The sequence below is a fragment of the Luteimonas vadosa genome (assembly GCF_039543545.1).
GTDB lineage: Bacteria > Pseudomonadota > Gammaproteobacteria > Xanthomonadales > Xanthomonadaceae > Luteimonas > Luteimonas vadosa.
The window spans coordinates 794,818-816,641 of the sequence record NZ_BAABJY010000001.1 but is presented as its reverse complement, the minus strand read 5'-3'; the positions used below and the strand labels follow the sequence as shown (position 1 = coordinate 816,641).

The following is a 21,824-nucleotide window of genomic DNA, read 5'->3' as shown; positions in this document are numbered from 1 at the left end:
GGAGCCAGGTTGGTGGATTCAGAGGATCGCACGGGGATCGATAGCATCCTGGCGCAACAGGTCGCAGCAGGCGCCGGAGCGGATGCCGTTGCCGATGCAGTGGTGGCGGCTTGGCACGAGATCGACGGGGCACTGCGCCCGGTGCTCGGCCAGCGCGGTGTCGCCGCCCTGTACGGACGCTGCGTGTACGTGGTGGCGACGCGACACCCGTGGATCGAGGAACTGCGCGACGGTGCCTCGACGCAGATCGATTTCGCGGCGTTGACTTCCGTCCTTGCCGGGCAACCCGCGGGACAGGCCGCTGCCGGCGGCAGCGAGCTCCTGCAAACCTTGTACGAACTGCTGGCCAGCCTGCTTGGACCGGCATTGACTGAGCAGCTGCTCCACAACGTGCGACCCCATCTTTCAGGCGGCTCGCCCGCACAGGACACGTCTTCATGAGCAACCCAGTCACCATTCAACGCCTCGCGACCGGTGTGCCCGGCCTGGACGACGCACTCGGCGGGGGGCTACCCGAATTTTCATTCAACATCATTGCCGGGCCGCCGGGGTGCGGCAAGACGACGCTGGCGCATCAGATGATGTTCGCCCTGGCCAGCCCCGAGCGCCCGGCGCTGTATTTCACAGTGCTTGGCGAGCCGCCGCTGAAGATGTTGCGCTACCAGCAGCAGTTCGCTTTTTTCGACAATGCCGCGCTCAACCGTTCGGTGAGGTTTATCAGCCTGATGGACGACATCGGCAGTGGCGACCTGTCGGAGGTCCTGAAACGGATCACCACCGAGGTCGAGGCCCACGACCCCTCGTTCGTGTTCGTCGACTCGTTCCGATCGGTCGTACTGGCTGGCACCGCCGCCAACAACGGTCACAACGCGGTGCAGCAGTTCGTGCAGCAGCTCGGCATGTTGATGACCAGCTGGCAGGCGACCACCTTCCTGATCGGCGAATACTTCGGCGAAAGCGACAACAATCCGGTGTTCACCGTGGCCGACGGGCTGATCTGGCTGCGGCAGAGCGTCGATCGCGATTCGATGGTGCGCAAGATCGAGATCATGAAGATGCGCGGCCAGGCGACACTGCCGGGGCGGCACACTTTTCGCATCGACTCCGACGGCATCCAGGTGTTTCCGCCGGCGCCGGCGCCGACTCAGGTACTCGCGCACGCATCGGCAGTCGCTGCCGCAGACCCTGCACCGATCGCCCGCCGCCTTGCCATGGGCGTGCCACACCTGGACGAAATGCTGGGCGGCGGTCTGCCTCTCGGCTACTCGCTGCTGGTCGCCGGGCCATCCGGTTCGGGCAAGAGTGTACTGGCGGCGGCATTCCTGGCCGCGGGCGCGCGCAACGGCGAGACCGGGGTGATCGCGACCTTCGAGCAGTCCCCCAACCGCTCGCGCGACCGAACCATCGTCGAACTGATCGACGGCGATCGCGTCGGTCTGGTCGACAGCCGCGCGCCCGACCTGTCGATGGGCGAGGTGCTGTTGCTGCTGCTACGCGAGATCGAGCGGCTCAAGGCCACCCGTGTCGTCATCGACTCCCTGTCGGGATTCGAGCTGGCACTGGCGCCAACCTTCCACAAGGACTTCCGCCAGAATCTCGGCCGCATGCTTGCCACCCTCGCGGCGACCGGGGTGACCGTGCTGATGACATCGGAGCTCGAGGACCGCTACACGGACCTGCGTTTCAGCCCGTACGGAACCGCGTTCATGACCGACGCGATCATCGTGCAGCGCTATATCGAAGTCGATAGCCGGCTGCTGCGGATGATAGCCGTGGTCAAGGTTCGCGCCAGCCAGCACTCCAACGACCTGCGCGAATACACCATCGATGGCGATGGAATCCGTATCGGCGACAGGCTCGACGACTTCGAAGGCCTTCTCGGCGGCCGCCCGACTCGCAAAGAGCGGGACGTTCACGTCGAACTGGACACCACCGCCGACGATGGATAAGTCCATCGCCACATTGACCGACGCCAACGTCTCCGACGCGACCACAGCCGCCCGGGAGCTGTCCCGATTGCACGAACGCACCGACGACGAGCGCGCGGTTCTGGCCAGGCTGCAGGGCGAGGTTGCCCAGGCGGCGAAAGGTCTGGGCGGCATGCGCAGCGCGCAGTTGATCGAGGCCAATGAGCGGCTGGTGCTGGCGATGGTGCACGCACAGAGCGTTGCCGACCGTGCTGCAAAGGCGTTTGAAGAAGCGCTGCGACCGTCCGAGCATGATCCGCTGACCGCGCTGCCCAACCGTCTCCTCCTGCTCGATCGGCTGGCGCAGGCGATCGAGCATGCCCGGCGTCACAAGGTTCGCCTGGCGATGCTCTTCCTGGACCTGGACAATTTCAAGCAGGTCAATGACACCCTCGGCCATGCAGCCGGTGATCGCATATTGCGTATCGTCGGCCAACGGCTCGTCGCGTCTGTCCGCGCCACCGACACGGTGAGCCGACACGGCGGCGACGAGTTCCTGATCCTGCTGAGCGAGATCGATCGCCCTGCAGTAGCCGTGCAGGTAGCGGACAAGGCCACCGCGGCACTCGCCGCACCCTGCCGCGTCGGCCGACACCTCCTGCAGCTGGAGGCAAGTATCGGGATCAGCTTCTATCCCGACGACGGCGAGGATGCCCAGACGCTGATCGATCGTGCGGATGTCGCCATGTACCGCGCCAAGCGCAGTAGCAGCGGCAGCGCGGTCTTTGATGCCCGCGTACTGGATGAGGTGGGCGGCACGCCGCCGGAGACGGTGTCACCGCTGCCGCTGCCGCTGGCCACCGCGCCCGGCTTGCCGCACGACACGCTGCTGAACTCGCAGCTACAGGAGGCCAACGGCCGTCTGATCCTGGCGGCGCTCAGCGCGCAGCAGTTGCAGGCGGCCGCTGTCCGTGCGCATGGCCAACAGCAGGAATTCCTGGCGGTGATCGCGCACGAACTGCGCAATCCGCTGGCATCGATCCGCCTGGCGAACTCGATTCAACAGTCCGACGAGGCGCCCGCCTCGGCGAAGGCGCGGCACATTGTCGACCAGGAGGTGGAGCGGATGGCCCGGATGGTCGACGACCTGCTCGACCTGGCGCGGGTCAACACCGGAAAGCTGCGGCTGAAATCCGAGATCCTCGATATGGCCGAGTTGTTCGGCGATGCCGTGGACGGCTGCAGGCCGAGGTTCGATGCGCGTCGGCAATCGCTCTCCGTGCAGGTGCCGGACCAGGTGATGCCGGTTTATGGCGATGCGACCAGGCTGATGCAGGTGTTGACCAACCTTCTCGACAACGCATCAAAGTACACCCCTGAAGGCGGCGAGATCGCGCTTGGAGTCCAGGTGCTCGAGGATGTAGTCGTAACCACCGTGTCCGACAACGGCATCGGCATAGCGGTCGACACCTTACCGCGGGTGTTCGAGCAGTTCCTGCAGGATAGCCAGGCCAGAGACTTCAACGATAGCGGTATCGGCGTGGGCCTAACGATCGTGCGCGAACTGGTCGAAGCCCACGGCGGCACCGTGCTGGCGACGAGCGCAGGCATCGGTTGCGGCAGCCGCTTCGTGGTCTCGCTTCCGCTGACATCGATATCGCTTCCTGCCGAGAAAAGCTGATGCCTGCAAACGCCAGCAGCCTCCGTGCATCGACAACGCAGCGTGCTGGAACGCGGGCGAGATCCACTGATTCCAGCGTGGGTGAAAAGTGGTAGGCGCCATCCACTCGACTGTCCATCACTAGCGCGTCTCAGCATCCTCCCTCACCACCGCCCCACCCTTCATCACGAACGGCACCGCCTCCAGGAGCCTCACATCCTGCGTGGGATCGCCGGGCACCGCGACGAGATCCGCGTAACGACCGGCTTCCAGCACGCCGACATCGCTGCGCCCCAGCGCCTCGGCCGCGTTCACGGTCGCGGACCGGATGGCTTCCAGTGGCGTCATTCCGTAGCGCACCATCACCGCGAACTGGCCGCCGTTGCGCCCGTGCGGATACACGCCGGCGTCGGTGCCGTAGACCATACGCACGCCGGCGGCGTGGGCCCTGCGGAAGTTCTCGCGCTGCAACTCGGCGATCTCGCGGTCCTTGCGCAGGTTGTCCTCGAGCACGCCGTTCCTCGCGCCCTCGGCCTGGGTGTAGTCGGTGTTGTAGATGTCCATCGACAGCCACGTGCCGTGCTTCCTTGCGAGCGCGATGCCCTCGTCGTCGATCAGGCTGGCGTGCTCGATGGTGTCGATGCCGGCGCGGATGGCGTCCTTGATGCCGGCGGCGCCGTGCGCGTGCGCGGCCACCTTCAGGCCCCACTGGTGCGCCTCGTCGGCGACCGCCCGCATCTCCGCCAGCGACATCTGCTGCTGCCCCGGCTCCGTGTTGCGCGAGAACACGCCGCCGGTCGCGCATATCTTGATGACCTGCGCGCCGTACTTGCGCAGGGTACGCACGGACTTGCGCGCCTCCTCGGGACTGTCGGCGCTGAAGGGGTTCTTCTGCTCCATCGACGGCGGGAAGTAGGTCGAGTCGCAATGGCCGCCGGTGGCGCCGAACGACGACGCGGCGGTGACGATGCGCGGGCCTACGACCTTGCTTTCGTCGATGGCCTGGCGCAGGCCCACGTCGTTCCAGGCGTCCGAGCCGACGTTGCGCACCGTGGTGAAGCCGGCCATCAGCGTGCGTTCGGCATGGGGTACGGCCAGCATCGACCAGAAACGGTCGCCGAACTGCAGACCGGTATAGCCGCCGTAGGTCGGGTCGCCGTCGAGGTGGACGTGCATGTCGATCAGGCCGGGCAGCAGGGTCATGTCGCCCAGGTCGATGCGCGTCGCGCCGGCGGAGGCAGCGGACGCGCCATCGCCCTGCCCGATTTCGACGATGCGACCGTCGCGGACCAGCACGTGCGCATCGCGCAGGATGCGTCCGCTGCGGACGTCGAGGAGGCGGTCGGCGGTGAGGAGGGTCTCGCGCGGCGCGGCTTCGGCCGCCTGCCGTGCGGTCGCGGTCGCGATGGGAAGCAGCAGGCAGGCCAGCAGGACGAAGAGGCGGAACGCAATCGACATGGCGGCACCTTGGGTCTCGATGCCGGCAGCATAACGGAGCGGCGTTCGAGCGCACCGCGCACGGGCTTCGAACCTTCCCTCCGCACACCTTCAAGCCCACGCACCCCGAGCCTCATCCCCGTTGCGCGCCCCGGCCCTGGCCAGCGGCATCGGCGCTCAGCCACCGACGCGCCCGTGGCGCGCGGGCCATGCGGCTTCGCCCCGCAAGCGGACGGGGGGTCGCGCGCCACGCCGAAGCGGGCTACGGGACCGGCACCAACTCGAACGGCGTCGCCGGCTGCAGCCACGGCAGCAGCCAATGGTCGACGAGCAGGAAGGCGAACAGCGCCATCAGGTAGACGATGGAATAGTTGAACACCCGCATGGCGAAGAATTCGTCGGGCGGGTCGAGCAGCTTCCAGGCATGCCAGAGGAAGACGACGCCGAGCACCAGCGCGCCGCCGAGGTAGAACACGCCGCTCATGCCTGCGGCCCAGGGCAGGACGCTCACCACCAGCAGCAGCACGGTGTACAGCAGGATCTGCCAGCGGGTGTACGTCACGCCGTGGGTGACCGGCAACATCGGCACCAGGGCGCGGGCGTAGTCGTCGCGGCGGAAGATCGCCAGGGCCCAGAAATGCGGCGGGGTCCAGACGAAGATGATCAGCACCAGCAACAGCGCGTGCGCCCAGTCCCACTCGTTGTTCATGCCGGTGACGGCAGCCCATCCCAGCAGCGGCGGCGCGGCGCCGGCGATGCCGCCGATGACGATGTTCTGCGGCGTCGCGCGCTTGAGGTAGCCGGTGTAGACGATGGCGTATCCGATCAGCGAGGCGAAGGTCAGGGCCGCGGTGAGCGGGTTCACCAGCGCGATCAGGATCGCCATCGACGCGGTGCCCAGGAACACCGCGAACGCCAGCACCTGCGCCGGCTTCAGCGTGCCGGTCGCCAGCGGGCGCTGCGCGGTGCGCGCCATGAGCTTGTCGATGCGCTGGTCGATCAGGTGGTTGATCGCCGCCGCCGAGGCCGCCGCCAGCCAGATGCCGAGCAGGCCGAACAGCGCCGGGCGCAGCGGCGGCAGGCCCGGCACCGCCAGGAACATGCCCACCAGCGCCGTGAACACGATCAGCGCCACCACGCGCGGCTTGGTCAGCTCCCAGTACTGGCCGAACGCGGCGCTCACGCGCGCGGCACGTCGCGCAGGCGCGCCAGCAGGGTCACCAGCACGAACAGCAACAGCGCCGCGCCGGCGTTGTGCATCACCGCCACGGCCAGTGGCAGCGCCAGCTTGACGTTGAGGATGCCGAGCACGACCTGCGCCACGGTCAACGCCCCGAGCAGGCCGCCCCAGAAGCGCAGGTCGGGCGTGCGCAGCAGCCGCATGGCCATCGCCAGCAGCACGACGAAAGCGACCACCGCCATCATCCGGTGCGCGAGCTGGATCGCGATGCGCGAGGCACCGTCGAGCACGCCGCCTTCGTAGTCCACGCCCACGCCGCGCCAGAGCACGAAGCCCTCGCGGAAGTCGGCGGGCGGCGCCCACAGCCCGACGCACTTGGGGAAGTTGCCCGCGGACCAGTTGCCGGCGCCGCACGACAATGCGGCGTAGTTCGCGCTGACCCAGCCGCCGAGCGCGATCTGCACGCCGAGCACCCCCAGCGCAAGCCAAAGCCAGCGCCGCAACGCGCCGGCATCGGCCCGGAGGATGGGCACGTCGGTCGCCCGCCACGCCATCCAGCTGAGCAGCGAGAAGGTCAGCAAGCCGCCGAGCAGGTGTCCCATCACCACGATCGGCTTAAGCAGCAGGGTGACCGTCCACATGCCGAGCAGGGCCTGGAACACGATCACCGCGAGCGTCAGCGCGCCGGCGCGCGCCAGGTCGACGTTTGACCAGCGCAAGGCGGCGAACAGCAGCATGGCTTCCCCCAGCACCGCCAGCGCGGTGGCGGCGCCGTGCGCGCCCTGCATGTACAGCGGGATCGCCAGCGCCACCAGCCCGGCTGCGGCGACGACCTGGGAGATGCCCCACCGCCGCCTGCGCGCCGCCAGCAGCGCAAGCGAGAACACGACCAACCCGAGGAACGCCGCCAGGTGGCGATGGACCTGCTCGCGCCAGGCCTTGTGCGTTTCGAACGGGCGGATGGCCGTCGCGGCGTGGCCGGCGGCATCCGCCGAGGCCTGCGGCCAGGTCGCGCGGCCGTAGCAGGTCGGCCAGTCGGGACAGCTCAGGCCGGCATCGGACAGCCGCACGAAGGCGCCGAACACCACGACGCCCAGGGTCAGCGCCACCGCCAGCCAGGCGATGCGATGGAAATGCCGGTGCACCGCCGGCTTATGCCAGCCGGGCTGCGGCGTGGCATGCGTGGTCTCGCCGGGGTTCCGGGGGGCAGGGATCATTTGAGCTTGAGCAGCCGGGCCATGTCCTGGCGCAGGTGGCCGGGATCGAAGCCCGGAGCGTAGCGCAGGATCACGAAGCCGTTGGGATCGACCACGTAGACGGGCACGCCCGCGGCCTCGCCCGTGACATCGGCGTGCCTGGGCAAGCCGCCGATCAGCGCCGGATCCGGCTGCAACACCCGCCATGCGCTGTTGCGCCTGGCATCGGGCGGGGGCGTGCCGATCCAGAGGATGTGCACGTGGTCGGCGTTGCGGCCGAACAGTTGCCAGACCGTGTCCAGGCTTGCAGCCAGTTCGACGCAGGCCTCGGCGCAGCCCGCAGGCGGCGCGAGCGCGATCCGCCAGGTGCGCCCGGCCGGATTCCAGGGATAGGCGCCGCCATCGGCGAGGACGGCTTGCGTGTCGCGCAGGTCGCCCGGCGGCTGCAGCAACTCGCCGTGGTTCTTCATGCCCGCCGGCCGCCACCCCGAGAAACGCAGGGCGCCGGCGATGACGAAACTGCCGAGGAAGATCGCGGCGATCAGCAGGAGCAGGAACCGGTTGCGCCGGTCGCGGCCGGCGTTCGCGGGGGCGCGTTGCGAATGGGAAGGACTCATGGGCGTGGGCGTGCCTTGCGCAGGGTGAGGACGATGGCCACCACCAGCACCGCCAGTGACAGCGCGAACCACTGCACGGCGTAGCCGAGATGGCGCTCCGGCGGCAAGGTGTTGGGCAGGATGTCGAGGTCGCGCGCATGCCCGAACGGCAGGGCCGGATCGAGCTTGAGCACGCGGGGCGGCAAGCCCGCCTGGCCGAGTGCCGCAGGGAGTCCCGCGGCCCCAAGGCCGGTCGCGAGCACGGTGCCATCGGGTTGCACGACGGCCACCGCCTCGCCGATCCCGTGCACCGGTGGCGGCGCCAGCAATCCTTGCACGGTCGAAACGTCGGTCGGCCGTTCGACCACGGGCAGGGTGCGCGCCCCGTCCAGCGGCAGCCAGCCCAGCTCGACCAGCAAGGGATGGGCGCCCGCCGGGCGGAACAGCCGGTAGGCGACCACGCCGGACCGGCCGTCGCGCTGCTGGTTGTCGAGCAGCACCGCCGGCGCATTCGCGAAACGTCCCTCGCCCACCGCCCAGTCGTAGCCACGCGCTTGCGCTGCGGCGCCGGCAAGCGCCAGCGAAACGGGGCGCCGTTCCTCCAGCACGCGCTGCACGCGATCGAGCATCGCCTGCTTCTGCTGCATGCGTCCCAGCTGCCATGCGCCCAGCCCGGCGAAGACGGCCATCGCCACCACGGCCAGGGTCCAGCCCAGGAACATGTCGCGCGCGCGGCTCATGTCGCCCGCCCCGGCGGCTGCGATAATCGCGTCATCGCCCGCACCTCATCGCCTGCCGCCGGAGGCCGCCATGAACGACTCGCTCAAGACCTTGCTGATCATCGCGTTCCTGGTGCTCATCCTCTGGAACCTCGGCGCCGGCCTGTACTACATGCTGGTGGACAAGGGCCAGACCAGCCGGACGGTGAATGCACTGACCAGGCGCATCGGGTTGTCGGTGGCCCTCATCCTGTTGCTGGTCCTGGCCATCTACATGGGCTGGGTCACGCCGCATGGGGTGAATCCCACGCGCTAGCCGATGCGCTGCCGGCTCGGCTGCGCCGGGCGTGGCATTCGCAGCGCCCCGGACGACCGCGTCGCCACGCGTCGCGATGGCGACCCGGAGCGACCGCATGCACTTCATCCCAGGGTTGCAGGGCCGGGCATTCCGGCGCCCGCATCGTCGCGCCACGGATGGCAGCGGTCGCCGCCGGAAGGCAGGGCTGGCGACTACAGGCCGCTCCCGCAATCGTTCGCCGCGCCCGTCAGAGCACGTAAACGAACAGGAACAGGCCCAGCCACACCACGTCCACGAAGTGCCAGTACCACGCCACGGCCTCGAAGGCGAAATGGTCGTTCTTGCTGAAATGGCCCTTGGCGCAACGCAGCCAGATGATGATCAGCATGATCGTGCCGAGCGTGACGTGCGCGCCGTGGAAGCCGGTGAGCATGAAGAAGGTGGAACCGTAGATGCCGGAGCCCAGCGTGAGGTTGAGGTCACGGTAGGCGTGGATGTATTCCTCGACCTGGAAGAACAGGAACAGGCAGCCGAGCAGGATCGTGAGGCCCAGGAAGACCAGCAGCTTGCCGCGGTGGCCGGCGCGCAGCGCATGGTGGGCGATGGTGATGGTGATGCCGGAGGTCAGCAGGATCAGGGTGTTGAGCAGCGGCAGCCCCCATGCCGGGATCGTCTGGAAATGGCCGCCGACCTGGCCCGGCCCGCTGCTCGGCCAGGCATTGCTGAAGCCGTCCCACAGCAGGCTGTTGGTCATCACGCCGTCGCCGGCGCCGCCCAGCCACGGCAGCGAATAGTTGCGGGCGTAGAACAGGGCGCCGAAGAAGGCCGCGAAGAACATCACCTCGGAAAAGATGAACCACACCATGCCCATGCGGAACGAGGTGTCGACCTGCTTGTTGTAGTAGCCGGAGACCGACTCGAGGATCACGTCCGCGAACCACTTGAACAGGATGCCGAGCAGCACGACCAACCCGACGAAGAACATCGCCGGTCCCCAGGTCGCCTCGTTGAGCCAGCTCGCGAGCCCGAACATCGCCACGAACAGCGCGACGGACGCGAACACCGGCCACCTGCTGCCGTGCGGCACGAAGTAGATGTTGTTGTCGTGGGTGTCGGCGTGGGCCTGTGCCATGGGTCGGTTCCGTCGCTGGTCGAAGGGTGGGTCGCGGCGAGTCGCGTCGTCGCGTCAGGGCGCTGCGCGGGTCGCGCTGCCCGCGGCCGGCGGCAGGGCATTGGCCCGCGCCGTCAGTTCGTCGTTCTTGAAGAAGGTGTAGGACAAGGTGATCGTGTTGACGTCGTCGGGCAGCGACGGGTCGATGATGAAGCGCACCGGCATGTCGCGGCTTTCGCCCGCGGCCAGGGTCTGCGCGGTGAAGCAGAAGCATTCGGTCTTGCTGAAGTAGCCGGAGGCGCGCGCCGGGGCGACCGAGGGCGTCGCGCTGCCCACGATCACGCGGTCGCTCTCGTTGCGCGCGAAGTACGTGGTGGCGAACTGCTCGCCGACGCGCACGCGCATCGAGGCCTCGTTGGGGTGGAAAGCCCACGGCAGCTTCGAGTTGACCCCGCCGTCGAACTGCACGGTCACCATCCGCGCCTGCCGTTCCCCGCTTTCGATCTTCGACGCATCCACGGCGGTGTTGTCGAGGCGGATGCCGAACACCTTCTGGCAGGCGATCCGGTACAGCGGCACCAGCGAAAAGGTGAACGCGAACGCCGCGACGGCGACGGCGACCATCTTCACGGTCCCGGACGTGCGGCCGCTCATCGCCCGAACACCCCGAGCAGGATGAAACCGATGTAGATCGCCACCGCGATGGCGCCGACGACCAGCGCGGTGCGCACGGCGCCGCGCCGGCGCGCGCGGGCGTCGGCGTCCGTCATCTGGACCGGCGGTTCAGGCTTCGCGGACATTGGTGTGGGCGGCGGTCGCGTCGTGCGCCGTGCTCTCGTCGTAGTCCAGGTGCACGAAATCGCCGTGCGCCAGGTCGCCGTCGCGGATCACCGGCGGGGTGGTGAAGCTGTGGTGCGGCGGCGGCGACGACAGCGTCCACTCCAGCCCGCGCGCACCTTCCCAGGAGCGTGCCCTGGCCGGGGCACCATGCTTCAGCGAGTGCCACAGGATCCCGAACATCAGGAACGGGGTGACGAACATCCCGAACGCACCGATCGAGCTGATCAGGTTCCAGTCGGCGAACACCACGTTGTAGTCGGGGATGCGCCGCGGCATGCCCGCCAGGCCGAGGAAGTGCTGCGGGAAGAACAGCAGGTTCACGAACACCATCGACCACCAGAAGTGGACCTTGGCCCAGAACTCGCTGTACATGCGCCCGGTCCACTTCGGCCACCAGTAGTAGACCGCGGCGATGATCGCGAACAGGGCGCCGGTGACCAGCACGTAGTGGAAGTGCGCGACCACGAAGTAGGTGTCGTGGTACTGGAAGTCGGCCGGGACGATCGCGAGCATCAGCCCCGAGAAGCCGCCGATGGTGAACAGGATCACGAACGAGATCGCCCACAGCATCGGCGATTCGAAGCTGAGCGACCCCTTCCACATGGTGCTGACCCAGTTGAATACCTTCACCCCGGTCGGCACCGCGATGAGCATCGTCGCGAACATGAAGTACAGCTCGCCGCCCAGCGGCATGCCCACCGTGAACATGTGGTGCGCCCAGACGATGAAGCTCAGGAAGGCGATCGAGGCGATCGCGTAGACCATCGCCTGGTAGCCGAACAGCGGCTTGCGGGAGAAGGTCGGCAGGATCTCCGACACGATCCCGAACGCCGGCAGGATCATGATGTAGACCTCGGGATGGCCGAAGAACCAGAAGATGTGCTGGAACATCACCGGGTCGCCGCCGCCGGCGGCGTTGAAGAAGCTGGTGGCGAAGAACTTGTCGGTGAGCAGCATCGTCACCGCGCCGGCCAGGACCGGCATCACCGCGATCAGCAGGAAGGCCGTGATCAGCCAGGACCAGCAGAAGATCGGCATCTTCAGCAGGTCCACGCCGGGCGCGCGCATGTTGAGGATGGTGGCGATGACGTTGATCGCGCCCATGATCGAGCTGATGCCCATCATGTGGATGGCGAAGATCACGAAGGCGACGTTGCTGCCGCCCTGGATCGACAGCGGCGGGTACAGCGTCCAGCCGCCGGCGGGGCCGCCGCCGGGCAGGAACAGCGTCAGCAACAGCATGGTGAAGGCGAACGGCAGGATCCAGAAGGACCAGTTGTTCATCCGCGGCAGGGCCATGTCAGGCGCGCCGATCTGCAGCGGCACCATCCAGTTCGCCAGGCCGACGAAGGCCGGCATCACCCCGCCGAAGATCATCACCAGCGCGTGCATGGTGGTCATCTGGTTGAAGAATTCGGGACTGACGTGCTGCAGGCCCGGGACCGTCAGCTCGGTGCGGATGACCACGCTCATCGCCGCGCCGATGACGAACATGACGAAGCTGAAGATCAGGTACAGCGTGCCGATGTCCTTGTGGTTCGTGGAGAAGAACCAACGCTCCACGAACCCTGGCGCGTGGTGGTCGTCGTGGGCGTCGTGCGAATCGGCGGTGGGGGTGTACGTGGCCATGGCCTACCTCGGGATGTCTGACCGGCGTGCTGCCGCGGTCATGCTGTTTGGTGTCGCGCGGGGCGTCGCAGGATCAGGCTGCGCCGGCGTCGGATTCGGTGGTGGCCTCGGGCGCGGCATCGTCGTCCCCGGGCTCCAGGGCCCCGGGCACGGTCGGCTCCTCGCCTTCGACCACGTCCTCGACCAGGTCGGGATCGACCTGGCGCGGGCCGATGCCGGCACCACCCTCGGTCACCGCGGACGGATCCCGCGGCGCCGCCGACGCGGCCTTGCGCGCGGCCAGCCAGCTGGCGTATTCGGCCTTGGGCAGCGCGCGCACGACGATGGGCATGAAGCCGTGGTCCTTGCCGCAGAGCTCGGCGCACTGGCCGCGGTACACGCCCGGCTCGCGGATCTCGGTCCAAGCCTCGTTGATGATCCCGGGGATCGCGTCCTGCTTCCAGCCCAGCGCCGGCACCCACCAGGCGTGGATGACGTCGTCGGCGGTGATCACGAAGCGGATCTTGGTGTCGACCGGCAGCACCAGCGCGTTGTCCACGTCGAGCAGGTAGTGCGGGTTGGCGGCGGCGTCCGGGGTCGCGCCGTTCTGGCGGATGCGGTCGCTGTCGCGGTCCAGGCGGCTGGTGATCTCCACGCCCTCGCCGAGGTACTCGTACTTCCACAGCCACTGGTAACCGGTGACCTTGACCGTCATCGCCGAATCGCGGGTGTCGTACATGGCGATCAGCTTGGCCGTCGCCGGCCACGCCATCACGATCAGCAGGATCACCGGCACCACGGTCCAGATGATCTCGGCGACGGTGTTGTGGCTGAACTGCGCGGCCACCGCGCCCTTGGACTTCCGGAACCTGAACATGGCGTAGGCCATGGCGCCGAAGACCAGGACGCCGATCACGACGCACACCCAGAGCACGAACATGTGCGCCTCGTAGGCGTGGTTGGACGAAGCGGTGACCCCGCGGCCCATATTCAGCTGCCAGCGCACCGGGTCGGTGGACTGTGCCCACGCCAGCATCGGCGCCAGGCAGGCCGCCGCCATCGCCAGGCGCGCGGGAATGGACCGGAAGAAAGACGCCTGCATCATCGCGTGGACCCCAAAGATCGTCGGTCGCGGCCCGCAGGCCGCCAGCTCACTGGAAAGTTGGTGGGAAAACATTCGTTACGGTGGGCTTCGGCGGGACGGTCCCGGCGGAACACACCCGGTGGGAGCACTCCCGACCAGGGTTCGCCTGACCAGAGTACGGGCCGCGAACCCGTGGCTCGGGGCGCGAAAACCCGTAAATAGTAGCGGTCGCGGGGCTTTACCGGCAAGCCGGAGCGCCCCGGCGCACCGCATCGCGGCCCCCGGCGCGCGCAACGGCTAGAATCGCGCCCCTGGACCGCGTTTCCACCTCCACCGGGTTCCCGTGACCGACCTTCTCTCGCCCGAGCTGCCGGAGCAGCCCGATCCGCTGCGCGCCGCCATCACCGCTGCCTGGGCAGTGGACGAGGCCGCGCACGTGCGCGGACTGCTGACAGAGGCGCAACTATCGCCCGCCGCGCGCAGCGCCGTGCAGGCGACCGCGACGGACCTGGTGCGCCGGGTCCGCCGCCACGCCGAGGACCAGGACGCGATCGAGGCCTTCATGCGGCAGTACGATCTGGGCAGCCAGGAAGGCGTGCTGCTGATGTGCGTGGCCGAAGCGCTGCTGCGCATCCCCGACCAGGACAACGCCGACCGCCTGATCCGCGACAAGCTCGGCGAGGCCGATTGGCGGCGGCACATGGGCCAGAGCGATTCGGTGCTGGTCAACGCCTCCACCTGGGGGCTGATGCTGACCGGCCACCTCGTGGACCTGGCCGACGACACCAAGCGCGACGTCCACAACGCCTTCAAGCGCCTGGTGGGGCGGATGGGCGAACCGGTGATCCGGCTGGCGGTCCGGCAGGCGATGCGGATCATGGGCCACCAGTTCGTGATGGGCCGCAGCATCGGCGAGGCGCTCACCCGCGCGCGCAAGGGAACCAACGCGGCCTATCGCTACTCCTTCGACATGCTCGGCGAGGCGGCGCTCACCGCCAAGGACGCCGCGCGCTACCTCGAGGCCTATCGCCGCGCGATCGACGCCATCGGCAAGGCGACGCGGGTGCCCGGCGGCCAGGCCCCGGACGATTTCGCGGCGCCTTCGATCTCGGTGAAGCTCTCCGCCCTGCACCCGCGCTACGAGCACGCCAAGCGCGCACGCGTGCTGGCCGAGCTCTCGCCGCGCGTGCTGGAGCTGGCGCGGCTGGCCAAGGCGCAGGGCATCGGCTTCACCATCGATGCCGAGGAGGCGGACCGGCTCGAGGTCTCGCTCGACGTGTTCACGCAGGTCTTCGCCGACGACTCGCTGGCGGGCTGGGAAGGTTGCGGCCTCGCGGTGCAGGCCTACCAGAAGCGCGCGCCGGCGGTGATCGACTACGTCATCGCCCTGTCCCGCCGCCATGGCCGCCGCATCCCGGTGCGCCTGGTCAAGGGCGCTTACTGGGATTCGGAGATCAAGCGCGCGCAGGTCGAAGGCCTGGACGGCTATCCGGTGTTCACGCGCAAGCCCAATACCGACGTGTCCTACCTCGCCTGCGCCCGGCGCATGCTCTCGGCGACCGACGCGCTGTACCCGATGTTCGCCACCCACAACGCGCACACGATCGCGGCGATCCACCACATGGCGGCGAACGCGTTCGCCGGTGCCCCGGGCGGGACGAAGCCCGACTACGAGTTCCAGAAGCTGCACGGCATGGGCGACGACCTCTACGCCGAGGTGATCCCCGCCGACCGGCTCGACGTGCCCTGCCGCGTCTATGCCCCGGTCGGGTCGCACGAGGACCTGCTGCCCTACCTGGTGCGCCGCCTGCTGGAGAACGGCGCCAATTCCAGCTTCGTCAACCGCATCACCGACGAATCCATCGCCATCGAAGAACTGGTGCGCGACCCGGTCGAGGTCGTCGCCGGGTTCGAGTCCATCGCGCATCCGCGCATCCCCCTGCCGCGCCAGCTCTACCGCGCGCAGGCCGTTCCCGGCAGCAGTGCCGACCGAGACAATTCCATGGGCATCAACCTCAACAACGACGAACAGCTGCGCGCACTCGCCAAGCAGGTCGACGCGATCGAAGCCGACTGGCGGGCGATGCCGCTGGTGCCCGGCGCATCGACCTCCGGCGCGCAGGTCCCGGTGACCAACCCGGCCGACCGCCGCCAGGTGGTGGGGCGCTGGCAATCCTCCGACGCCGGCACCATCGAACGCGCGCTGTGCAATGCCGTCGAGGCGCAACCCGGCTGGGACGCCACGCCCGTCGATACCCGCGCGGCCATGCTCGAACGCGCCGCCGACCTGCTCGAGGCGCGCATGCCGCAGTACATCGCCATGTGCACCCGGGAAGCCGGCAAGACCATCCCCGACGGCGTCGCCGAGGTGCGCGAGGCGGTCGATTTCCTGCGCTACTACGCCGGCGAGGCGCGCAAGCTGTTCGTGCCCGACCCGCTGCCCGGCCCCACCGGCGAGACCAATACCCTGCAGCACGCCGGGCGCGGCGTGTTCGCGTGCATCTCGCCATGGAACTTCCCGCTGGCGATCTTCGTCGGCCAGGTCGCTGCCGCGCTGGCCGCGGGCAACAGCGTGCTGGCCAAGCCGGCCGAACAGACCAACCTGGTCGGGTTCGCCGCGGTCAAGCTGCTGCACGAGGCCGGCATCCCGGACAAGGTGCTCCAGTTCCTCCCCGGCGACGGCGCCACCGTCGGCGCGGCGCTGACCTCCGACCCGCGCGTCTCCGGCGTGGTGTTCACCGGCTCCAACGCGACCGCGCTGGCGATCAATCGCGCCCTCGCCGCGCGCGACGGCGCCATCGGCGTCCTCATCGCCGAAACCGGTGGCCAGAATGCACTGATCGCGGATTCTTCCGCCCTGCCCGAGCAGCTGGTCAAGGATGCGCTGGCGTCCGCCTTCACTTCCGCGGGCCAGCGCTGCTCGGCCGCACGGGTGCTGTTCGTGCAGGACGACATCGCCGACCACGTGATCGACATGCTGACCGGGGCCATGGCCGAGCTGAAGGTCGGCGACCCCGCCCTGCTGTCCACCGACGTCGGCCCGGTCATCGACGAGGACGCGCTGCGGATGCTCGAGGCGCACGCCGAACGCATGGCCGGCGAGGCGCGGCTGATCGCACAGGCGGCGATGGACGACGACACCGCGCACGGCACGTACTTCGCGCCGCGCGCATGGGAACTGCAGTCGCTGTCGCAGCTCAAGCGCGAGAACTTCGGGCCCGCCCTGCACGTGATCCGCTGGAAAGGCGAGGAGCTCGACGCCGTGATCGATGCGATCAACTCCACCGGGTACGGCCTGACGCTGGGCATCCATTCGCGCATCGACGACACCGTCGAACGTATCGCCGCGCGTGCCCGCGTCGGCAACGTCTACGTCAACCGCAACCAGATCGGCGCCGTGGTCGGCGTCCAGCCCTTCGGCGGCCAGCGCCTGTCGGGCACCGGTCCCAAGGCCGGCGGCCCGCACTACCTGCCGCGTTTCGCCACCGAGAAGACGGTCACCATCAACACCACCGCCGCCGGCGGCAATGCGTCCCTGCTGACGCTGGGTGAGTGAGCGCGTTCACGAAGCACTGCTTCGTGCGCGAACGAACGCCCGCTGCGCTGCAGCGGGCCGGAACGAGTAGGCGCTGCCCACGCGGCACTGCCGCGTAGCGCCTGCGAACGCCCGCCCTGCTTGGGCGGGCCGGAACGAGTGAGCGCATTCACGAAGCACTGCTTCGTGCGCGAGCGAACGCCCGCCGCGCTGCAGCGGGCCGGAACGAGTAGGCGCTGCCCACGCGGCACTGCCGCGTAGCGCCTGCGAACTCCCGCCCTGCTTGGGCGGGCCGGAACGAGTACGCGCGTTCACGAAGCACTGCTTCGTGCGCGAACGAACGCCCGCCGCGCTGCAGCGGGCCGGAACGAGTCGGCGCTGCCCACGCTCGCAGCCGCTAGCGCCTGCGAACGTCAGCGCACGCCTCCACGCCAGGGCCTTCGATCCCCTGTTTCGCGTCTAGCGCCGCGCATGCTGCGATGGACACTGGCCGAATTCGTCAAGCACTCACGTGTCTAGCGACAGGAGGAACCGAATCCATGAAAGCGATTCCGAACGGCCTTGCGCTCTTGCTGCTCGCGTTGCTCGCGGCGCCGTGCGGCGCACAGCCGCGCGCAGAAGCGCCCGATCCGGTGGTGGCGCTCGCCAATGCCACGGTCGTCGACGGCCGCGGCGGTCCTGCGCAACCGGCGACGACCGTGCTCATGCAGGGCGGGCGCATCCTCGGGTTGCTTCCGGAGGGCGCGCAGTTGCCCGAGGGTGCCGAGGTCGTGGACCTGGGCGGGCGCTACCTGCTCCCCGGTTTCTTCGAGACGCACACGCACCTGACCACCGTCGACCTCAAGAGCGGGCGATCGCGGGTGGACAAGGACTTGCGGCGGCTCCTGTACGCCGGCGTGACCACGATCCGTGACATGGCGGGCGACGCTCGCCTCCTGGCCGCCGTCGAGCGCGACCTCCTGCTCGGGCGCATCGAAGGACCGGAGATCCATTACTCCGCACTGTTCGCCGGTCCGGCGTTCATGGCGCTCGATGCGCGCATCGGTCTCGCATCGATCGGGCACGCACGCGGCACGTCCCCCTGGCAGCAGACGGCGAGCGCGGACACCGACATCGAACAGGCGGTCGCCCGCGCCGCCATGACCGGCGCGACCGGCATCAAGTTGTACGTCGGGATCGAAGCACCGGTGATGCGCCGGCTCTCCGACGCAGCCCGGCGCCGCGACCTGCAGGTCTGGGCCCACGGCGCCGTGTTCCCCGACCGCCCGATCGAAGTGGTCCGTGCCGGCGTCGACGCCGTCTCCCATCTCTGCTGGCTGGCATGGCAGGACGCCGACCTCGATCCGTCGACCAGCATCCCGTATGTCCACCAGAAACCGCCCGCCGACCCGCGACCGAGCTTCGATCCGACCGTGGTCGACCCCGGCAGCCCCGAGATGTCGGCGCTGTTCGCCGAGATGGCGCGCCGCGGCACGATCCTGGACGCGACCTATTCGGCGTACGACGGACCCGAGGGCCGGAATTGCGCGCCCTCGCTGATGACCGGGATCGCCAGGGCCGCGCATCGCGCAGGGGTCGCCTTCTCCACCGGCACCGACTGGTTCACCGAGGACGACGACCCGTTCCCCTCGGTCACGGTCGAGATCGAGCGTCTGGTCGAGGGCGGCGTCCTCACCCCGGCCGAGGCCATCACCGCGGCGACGCTCAATGGTGCGCGCGCGACGGGGCTGGAGGACACGCACGGCACGATCGAGGCGGGCAAGGTCGCCGACCTGGTCGTCCTCGCGGCCAATCCCCTCGAGGACATCGCCGCGATCCGCAGCGTGGTCACCGTCTACAAGGGCGGTCGCGCCTTTCCGCGTTCCGCCTACTAGCCAGGTGCGTCAGAACCGGTACTGCGCCGCGATGCCGAACAGGTTGACGTCGGAGTCGTACCTGCCGGTGAGCCGGGTGCCGCTGGAGGAGACCACGCCGTTGATGGTGGGGTCGTCCAACCGGATGTGGGTGTAGCCACCGCTGACCTCCAGCGCGTCGCTGGCGGTCCAGGTCAGGCCCACGGAAATCCAGTCGCGGTCCTGGTCGGGCAGGCGCGGGGAGCGGTTGGCGTCGTTGGTCGGGGTTTCGTCGCGGGCCAGCCCGGCGCGCAGCGTCAGCGCGTCGCTGACCTTGAACTCGGCCCCCACCGAGAAGAAGCTGGTGTCGGCCCAGTTGAACTCCTCGTTGCTCAGCACCGCGCCGTTGCTGCGGTAGATGGTGACGTCCTCGAGCGTGCTCCAGCCGGTGCGCGACCAGTCGGCCATCAGGGTGAAGCGGTCGCTGAAGGCATAGCTGACGCTGAGCGTGTCGATGCTGGGATTGGTCAGCGGCGCGACCGCGCCCTGGTCGGTGAACGCGGCGGCCTGGCCGGTGGCGGCCAGCACGGTGGCGACGTTGCCCGGCACGGTGAAGTCGGCGGTGCCCGCGAGGTCGTGGTCGATCTCGGAACGATGCGAATAGCCGATCGCCAGCCGGTCCGTCGGGCGCCAGTGCACGCCCGCGATCCAGCCGGTGCCGTTGTCGTCGCCCGTGACCTCGGCGAAACCGTCCGCCGACTGCGGCGCGAACCCCGGCACGCCGCCTGCGGCCAGCGAGGCGCCGAAGTCGATCGCATTGGACAAGGTGGCTTCGGCATGCTCGTAGATGAAACCCAGGCCGACCGAGAACCGGTCGGTGATGTCGTAGGAGGCGGACAGGGTCAGGTCGACCACCTTCAGGTCGGATTCGACCGCGTGGTAGCGGCCGACCCAGTTGCGGTCGTACTCGGTCTTCAGTCCGAACGGCGCGCTGACCATGGCACCGATCGTCAGGCCGCTGTCGCCGATGGGGAAGATGGCGGAGAACGCGGGAATCGCGGCGATGTCGCCCGCATTGCCACCGTCCCCGCCGGCCAGCGGGGTCCCGAACGCGGTCGTGCCGCCGCCGCTGAACTGCGCGGAGACGTCCACCGCGGTCAGGTCGACCTGCACCGTGCGCTGCCCGAACCCCCCCATCGCCGCCGGGTTGTTGGCGACCACCGAGGCATCGCCCCGGGCGGCCGCGGTCCCGGCGAACGCGCGGCCCATCGCCTTGACGCTGTTTTCCTTGAGCTGGAAGCCCGCGGCATGCACGGGACCCTGGACGAGCGCCGCCGGGATTCCCAGCGCGAGTGCGGACAGTAGGATCAGTCGGGTCTGTGCTTGCATCGCCATGCGTCTCCTTGCAGGGGTCGGGCAGCGAATGGTCCGGTCAACCTCGCCAGGCAGCCAGCAGGTGGACCCGTCCGGGTCGCACACCGCCCCTTGGCTCCCGCCACGCCGGTGTGCGGCCGAACTATACCGTGGCGTGTGGTCGTTCGCAGGGACGTGGCCCGGGGCCCCTCGGACCGATGCCAAAGCGGCAACATGCGGTTGGAATGTCGGACGCCGCGCCAACGAATGGGTATGGTGTCGACTCCCGCACGAGGTCGTGATGTTCGTCTCGATTCCCTCCCGCGCGCAGCCTGCCCTGCGCTGGGCCACGCCGCTGCTTTTCGCCGTCCTGCTGCTCGCCTTCGCGTGGGCCAGCACGCACGCCGAGGGTGCCCAGCGGCAATTGATGGACGACTGGGGCGCGCTCAGTGGCGAGATGGCGCGCGACGACCTGTTGCGCGCCTGGTCGCATGGCGACCACTGGCTGCGCCTGGTCACGGCCCTGTTCCTGCATGCCGACTGGGCGCACCTGCTCGGCAACCTGGTGTTCCTGCTGATCTTCGGCCTGCCGGCGGAACGGGCGATGGGACCCTGGCGTTTCCTGCTGCTGTTCCTGGTCGGAGGCGCCTTCGCCAATTTCACCGCGGTGCTGGCGATCGGCGCCCCGGACCAGCTGGTGATCGGCGCCAGCGGCGCGGTGTCCGCGGTGATCGGTGCCTACCTGGCGCTGTTCCCGCGCGCGCGGCTGGGCGTGGTGGTGCCGCTGGGCCTGTTCCTGGAGTTCGTGCGCGCACCGGCCTCGCTGCTGATCGGCCTGTGGGCGGCCTTGCAGGTCGGGTTCGCCTACATCGGCCCGGCCTTCGGCGCGGTGGCGTGGTGGGCGCATATCGCCGGCTTCGCGTTCGGCCTGGCGTTCGCGGTGCTGTCGCGGCGCGCCATCGCCCGCCGGCTGCGCAAGCGCCAGGGCTACTGACCGCGCGGCCCGCGGCGACCCCAAGCTCCCGCGGCCGGGCGGAATCGTCGATGTCACCAGCCAAAGGGGACGACCGCGCCGGCCGCCCGCGGCCTGCTCCGTATAATCGGCCCATGTCCAAGATGCTCTACAAGGTCAGCTTCCTCAACCACGGCAAGGTCTACGAGCTGTACGCGCGTCGCGTGGCCAGCGGGGACCTGTGGGGCTTCGTCGACGTCGCCGAGCTGGTGTTCGACGTGCGCGAAGGCGTGGTGGTCGATCCGACCGAGGAACAGCTGCGCTCGGAATTCGCCGATACCCGCGTGCTGCACCTGCCGATGCAGAGCGTGCTGCGCGTCGAACAGGTCGAACGCCGGGGCCCCGCCGCGATCCGCGACGCCGCCACCGGCGAGCAGGTAGTCACCCCGTTCCCGCTGCCGGCCAAACCGCGATAGCGAGAGTCAACGCACCGCCGGCGCGGCGCCATCGCGCATG

18 protein-coding genes and 1 pseudogene are annotated in these 21,824 nt (G+C 68.9%); 8 read left to right on the top strand and 11 right to left on the bottom strand.

Going from position 1 to position 21,824, the window contains the following annotated elements; all coding sequences use genetic code 11:
* The first annotated feature begins 12 nt into the window (after positions 1–12).
* The 3 genes from ABD970_RS03740 to ABD970_RS03730 are packed head-to-tail and all read left to right on the top strand — an operon-like array spanning position 13 to position 3,588.
* Positions 13–441 carry a hypothetical protein gene (locus ABD970_RS03740; RefSeq protein WP_345294149.1) on the top strand — a complete coding sequence of 143 codons (429 nt, stop codon included), beginning with the start codon at positions 13–15 and terminating at the stop codon, positions 439–441.
* A complete protein-coding gene (locus ABD970_RS03735) occupies positions 438–1,949 on the top strand; it encodes an ATPase domain-containing protein (protein ID WP_345294148.1) in 1,512 nt (503 codons plus the stop codon). The genes ABD970_RS03740 and ABD970_RS03735 overlap by 4 nt, the downstream gene beginning before the upstream one ends.
* A complete protein-coding gene (locus ABD970_RS03730) occupies positions 1,942–3,588 on the top strand; it encodes a diguanylate cyclase domain-containing protein (RefSeq protein WP_345294147.1) in 1,647 nt (548 codons plus the stop codon). The genes ABD970_RS03735 and ABD970_RS03730 overlap by 8 nt, the downstream gene beginning before the upstream one ends.
* A gap of 120 nt (positions 3,589–3,708) precedes the next feature.
* On the opposite strand, the gene ABD970_RS03725 is transcribed toward ABD970_RS03730, so the two are convergent.
* From ABD970_RS03725 to ABD970_RS03705, 5 genes are all read right to left on the bottom strand, one after another.
* Complete coding sequence (locus ABD970_RS03725) at positions 3,709–5,025, bottom strand: Xaa-Pro dipeptidase (protein WP_345294146.1); 1,317 nt, start codon at positions 5,023–5,025, stop codon at positions 3,709–3,711.
* Between the two features lie 241 nt (positions 5,026–5,266).
* Positions 5,267–6,187 (bottom strand): heme o synthase, encoded by a 921-nt coding sequence (cyoE, locus tag ABD970_RS03720; RefSeq protein ID WP_345294145.1) that lies wholly within the window; start codon positions 6,185–6,187, stop codon positions 5,267–5,269.
* Complete coding sequence (locus ABD970_RS03715) at positions 6,184–7,401, bottom strand: COX15/CtaA family protein (protein WP_345294144.1); 1,218 nt, start codon at positions 7,399–7,401, stop codon at positions 6,184–6,186. Before ABD970_RS03715 ends, cyoE begins: the two co-directional genes overlap by 4 nt.
* Complete coding sequence (locus ABD970_RS03710; RefSeq protein ID WP_345294143.1) at positions 7,398–7,997, bottom strand: hypothetical protein; 600 nt, start codon at positions 7,995–7,997, stop codon at positions 7,398–7,400. The genes ABD970_RS03715 and ABD970_RS03710 overlap by 4 nt, the downstream gene beginning before the upstream one ends.
* Positions 7,994–8,716 carry an SURF1 family protein gene (locus ABD970_RS03705; RefSeq protein WP_345294142.1) on the bottom strand — a complete coding sequence of 241 codons (723 nt, stop codon included), beginning with the start codon at positions 8,714–8,716 and terminating at the stop codon, positions 7,994–7,996. Before ABD970_RS03705 ends, ABD970_RS03710 begins: the two co-directional genes overlap by 4 nt.
* A gap of 70 nt (positions 8,717–8,786) precedes the next feature.
* Here ABD970_RS03705 and ABD970_RS03700 point away from each other — a divergent pair, with 70 nt between their 5' ends.
* Positions 8,787–9,011 carry a twin transmembrane helix small protein gene (locus tag ABD970_RS03700; protein WP_345294141.1) on the top strand — a complete coding sequence of 75 codons (225 nt, stop codon included), beginning with the start codon at positions 8,787–8,789 and terminating at the stop codon, positions 9,009–9,011.
* Between the two features lie 229 nt (positions 9,012–9,240).
* Here ABD970_RS03700 and ABD970_RS03695 read toward each other — a convergent pair whose 3' ends face one another.
* From ABD970_RS03695 to coxB, 5 genes and pseudogenes are all read right to left on the bottom strand, one after another.
* A complete protein-coding gene (locus ABD970_RS03695) occupies positions 9,241–10,125 on the bottom strand; it encodes a cytochrome c oxidase subunit 3 (protein ID WP_345294140.1) in 885 nt (294 codons plus the stop codon).
* A gap of 54 nt (positions 10,126–10,179) precedes the next feature.
* Positions 10,180–10,758, bottom strand: coding sequence for a cytochrome c oxidase assembly protein (locus ABD970_RS03690; RefSeq protein ID WP_345294139.1), 579 nt, complete (start codon positions 10,756–10,758; stop codon positions 10,180–10,182).
* On the bottom strand, positions 10,755–10,904 hold the full coding sequence (locus ABD970_RS03685) for a hypothetical protein (RefSeq protein WP_345294138.1): 150 nt from the start codon (positions 10,902–10,904) through the stop codon (positions 10,755–10,757). The genes ABD970_RS03690 and ABD970_RS03685 overlap by 4 nt, the downstream gene beginning before the upstream one ends.
* A 49-nt stretch (positions 10,905–10,953) precedes the next feature.
* Positions 10,954–12,573 (bottom strand): annotated as a pseudogene (ctaD, locus tag ABD970_RS03680) (cytochrome c oxidase subunit I); the annotation flags it as partial.
* Between the two features lie 73 nt (positions 12,574–12,646).
* Positions 12,647–13,657: a cytochrome c oxidase subunit II gene (coxB, locus tag ABD970_RS03675; protein WP_425563035.1), complete on the bottom strand. Its 1,011-nt coding sequence runs from the start codon at positions 13,655–13,657 to the stop codon at positions 12,647–12,649.
* 322 nt (positions 13,658–13,979) lie between these two features.
* Between coxB and putA the strand changes: the two genes are divergently transcribed.
* Together putA and ABD970_RS03665 are read left to right on the top strand one after the other, a co-directional pair.
* Entirely contained in the window at positions 13,980–17,192 is a 3,213-nt protein-coding gene (putA, locus tag ABD970_RS03670; protein ID WP_345294137.1) for a bifunctional proline dehydrogenase/L-glutamate gamma-semialdehyde dehydrogenase PutA, read from the top strand.
* Between the two features lie 518 nt (positions 17,193–17,710).
* Positions 17,711–19,045, top strand: coding sequence for an amidohydrolase family protein (locus tag ABD970_RS03665; protein ID WP_345294136.1), 1,335 nt, complete (start codon positions 17,711–17,713; stop codon positions 19,043–19,045).
* Between the two features lie 9 nt (positions 19,046–19,054).
* Here the strand turns inward: ABD970_RS03665 and ABD970_RS03660 are convergent, their stop codons facing one another.
* Positions 19,055–20,392: an OmpP1/FadL family transporter gene (locus ABD970_RS03660; RefSeq protein WP_345294135.1), complete on the bottom strand. Its 1,338-nt coding sequence runs from the start codon at positions 20,390–20,392 to the stop codon at positions 19,055–19,057.
* 265 nt (positions 20,393–20,657) lie between these two features.
* On the opposite strand from ABD970_RS03660, the gene ABD970_RS03655 reads away from it, so the two are divergent.
* Entirely contained in the window at positions 20,658–21,350 is a 693-nt protein-coding gene (locus ABD970_RS03655; RefSeq protein WP_345294134.1) for a rhomboid family intramembrane serine protease, read from the top strand.
* Positions 21,351–21,463: 113 nt separating this feature from the next.
* On the top strand, positions 21,464–21,784 hold the full coding sequence (locus ABD970_RS03650; RefSeq protein WP_345294133.1) for a DUF1820 family protein: 321 nt from the start codon (positions 21,464–21,466) through the stop codon (positions 21,782–21,784).
* The last annotated feature ends 40 nt before the right edge of the window (positions 21,785–21,824 follow it).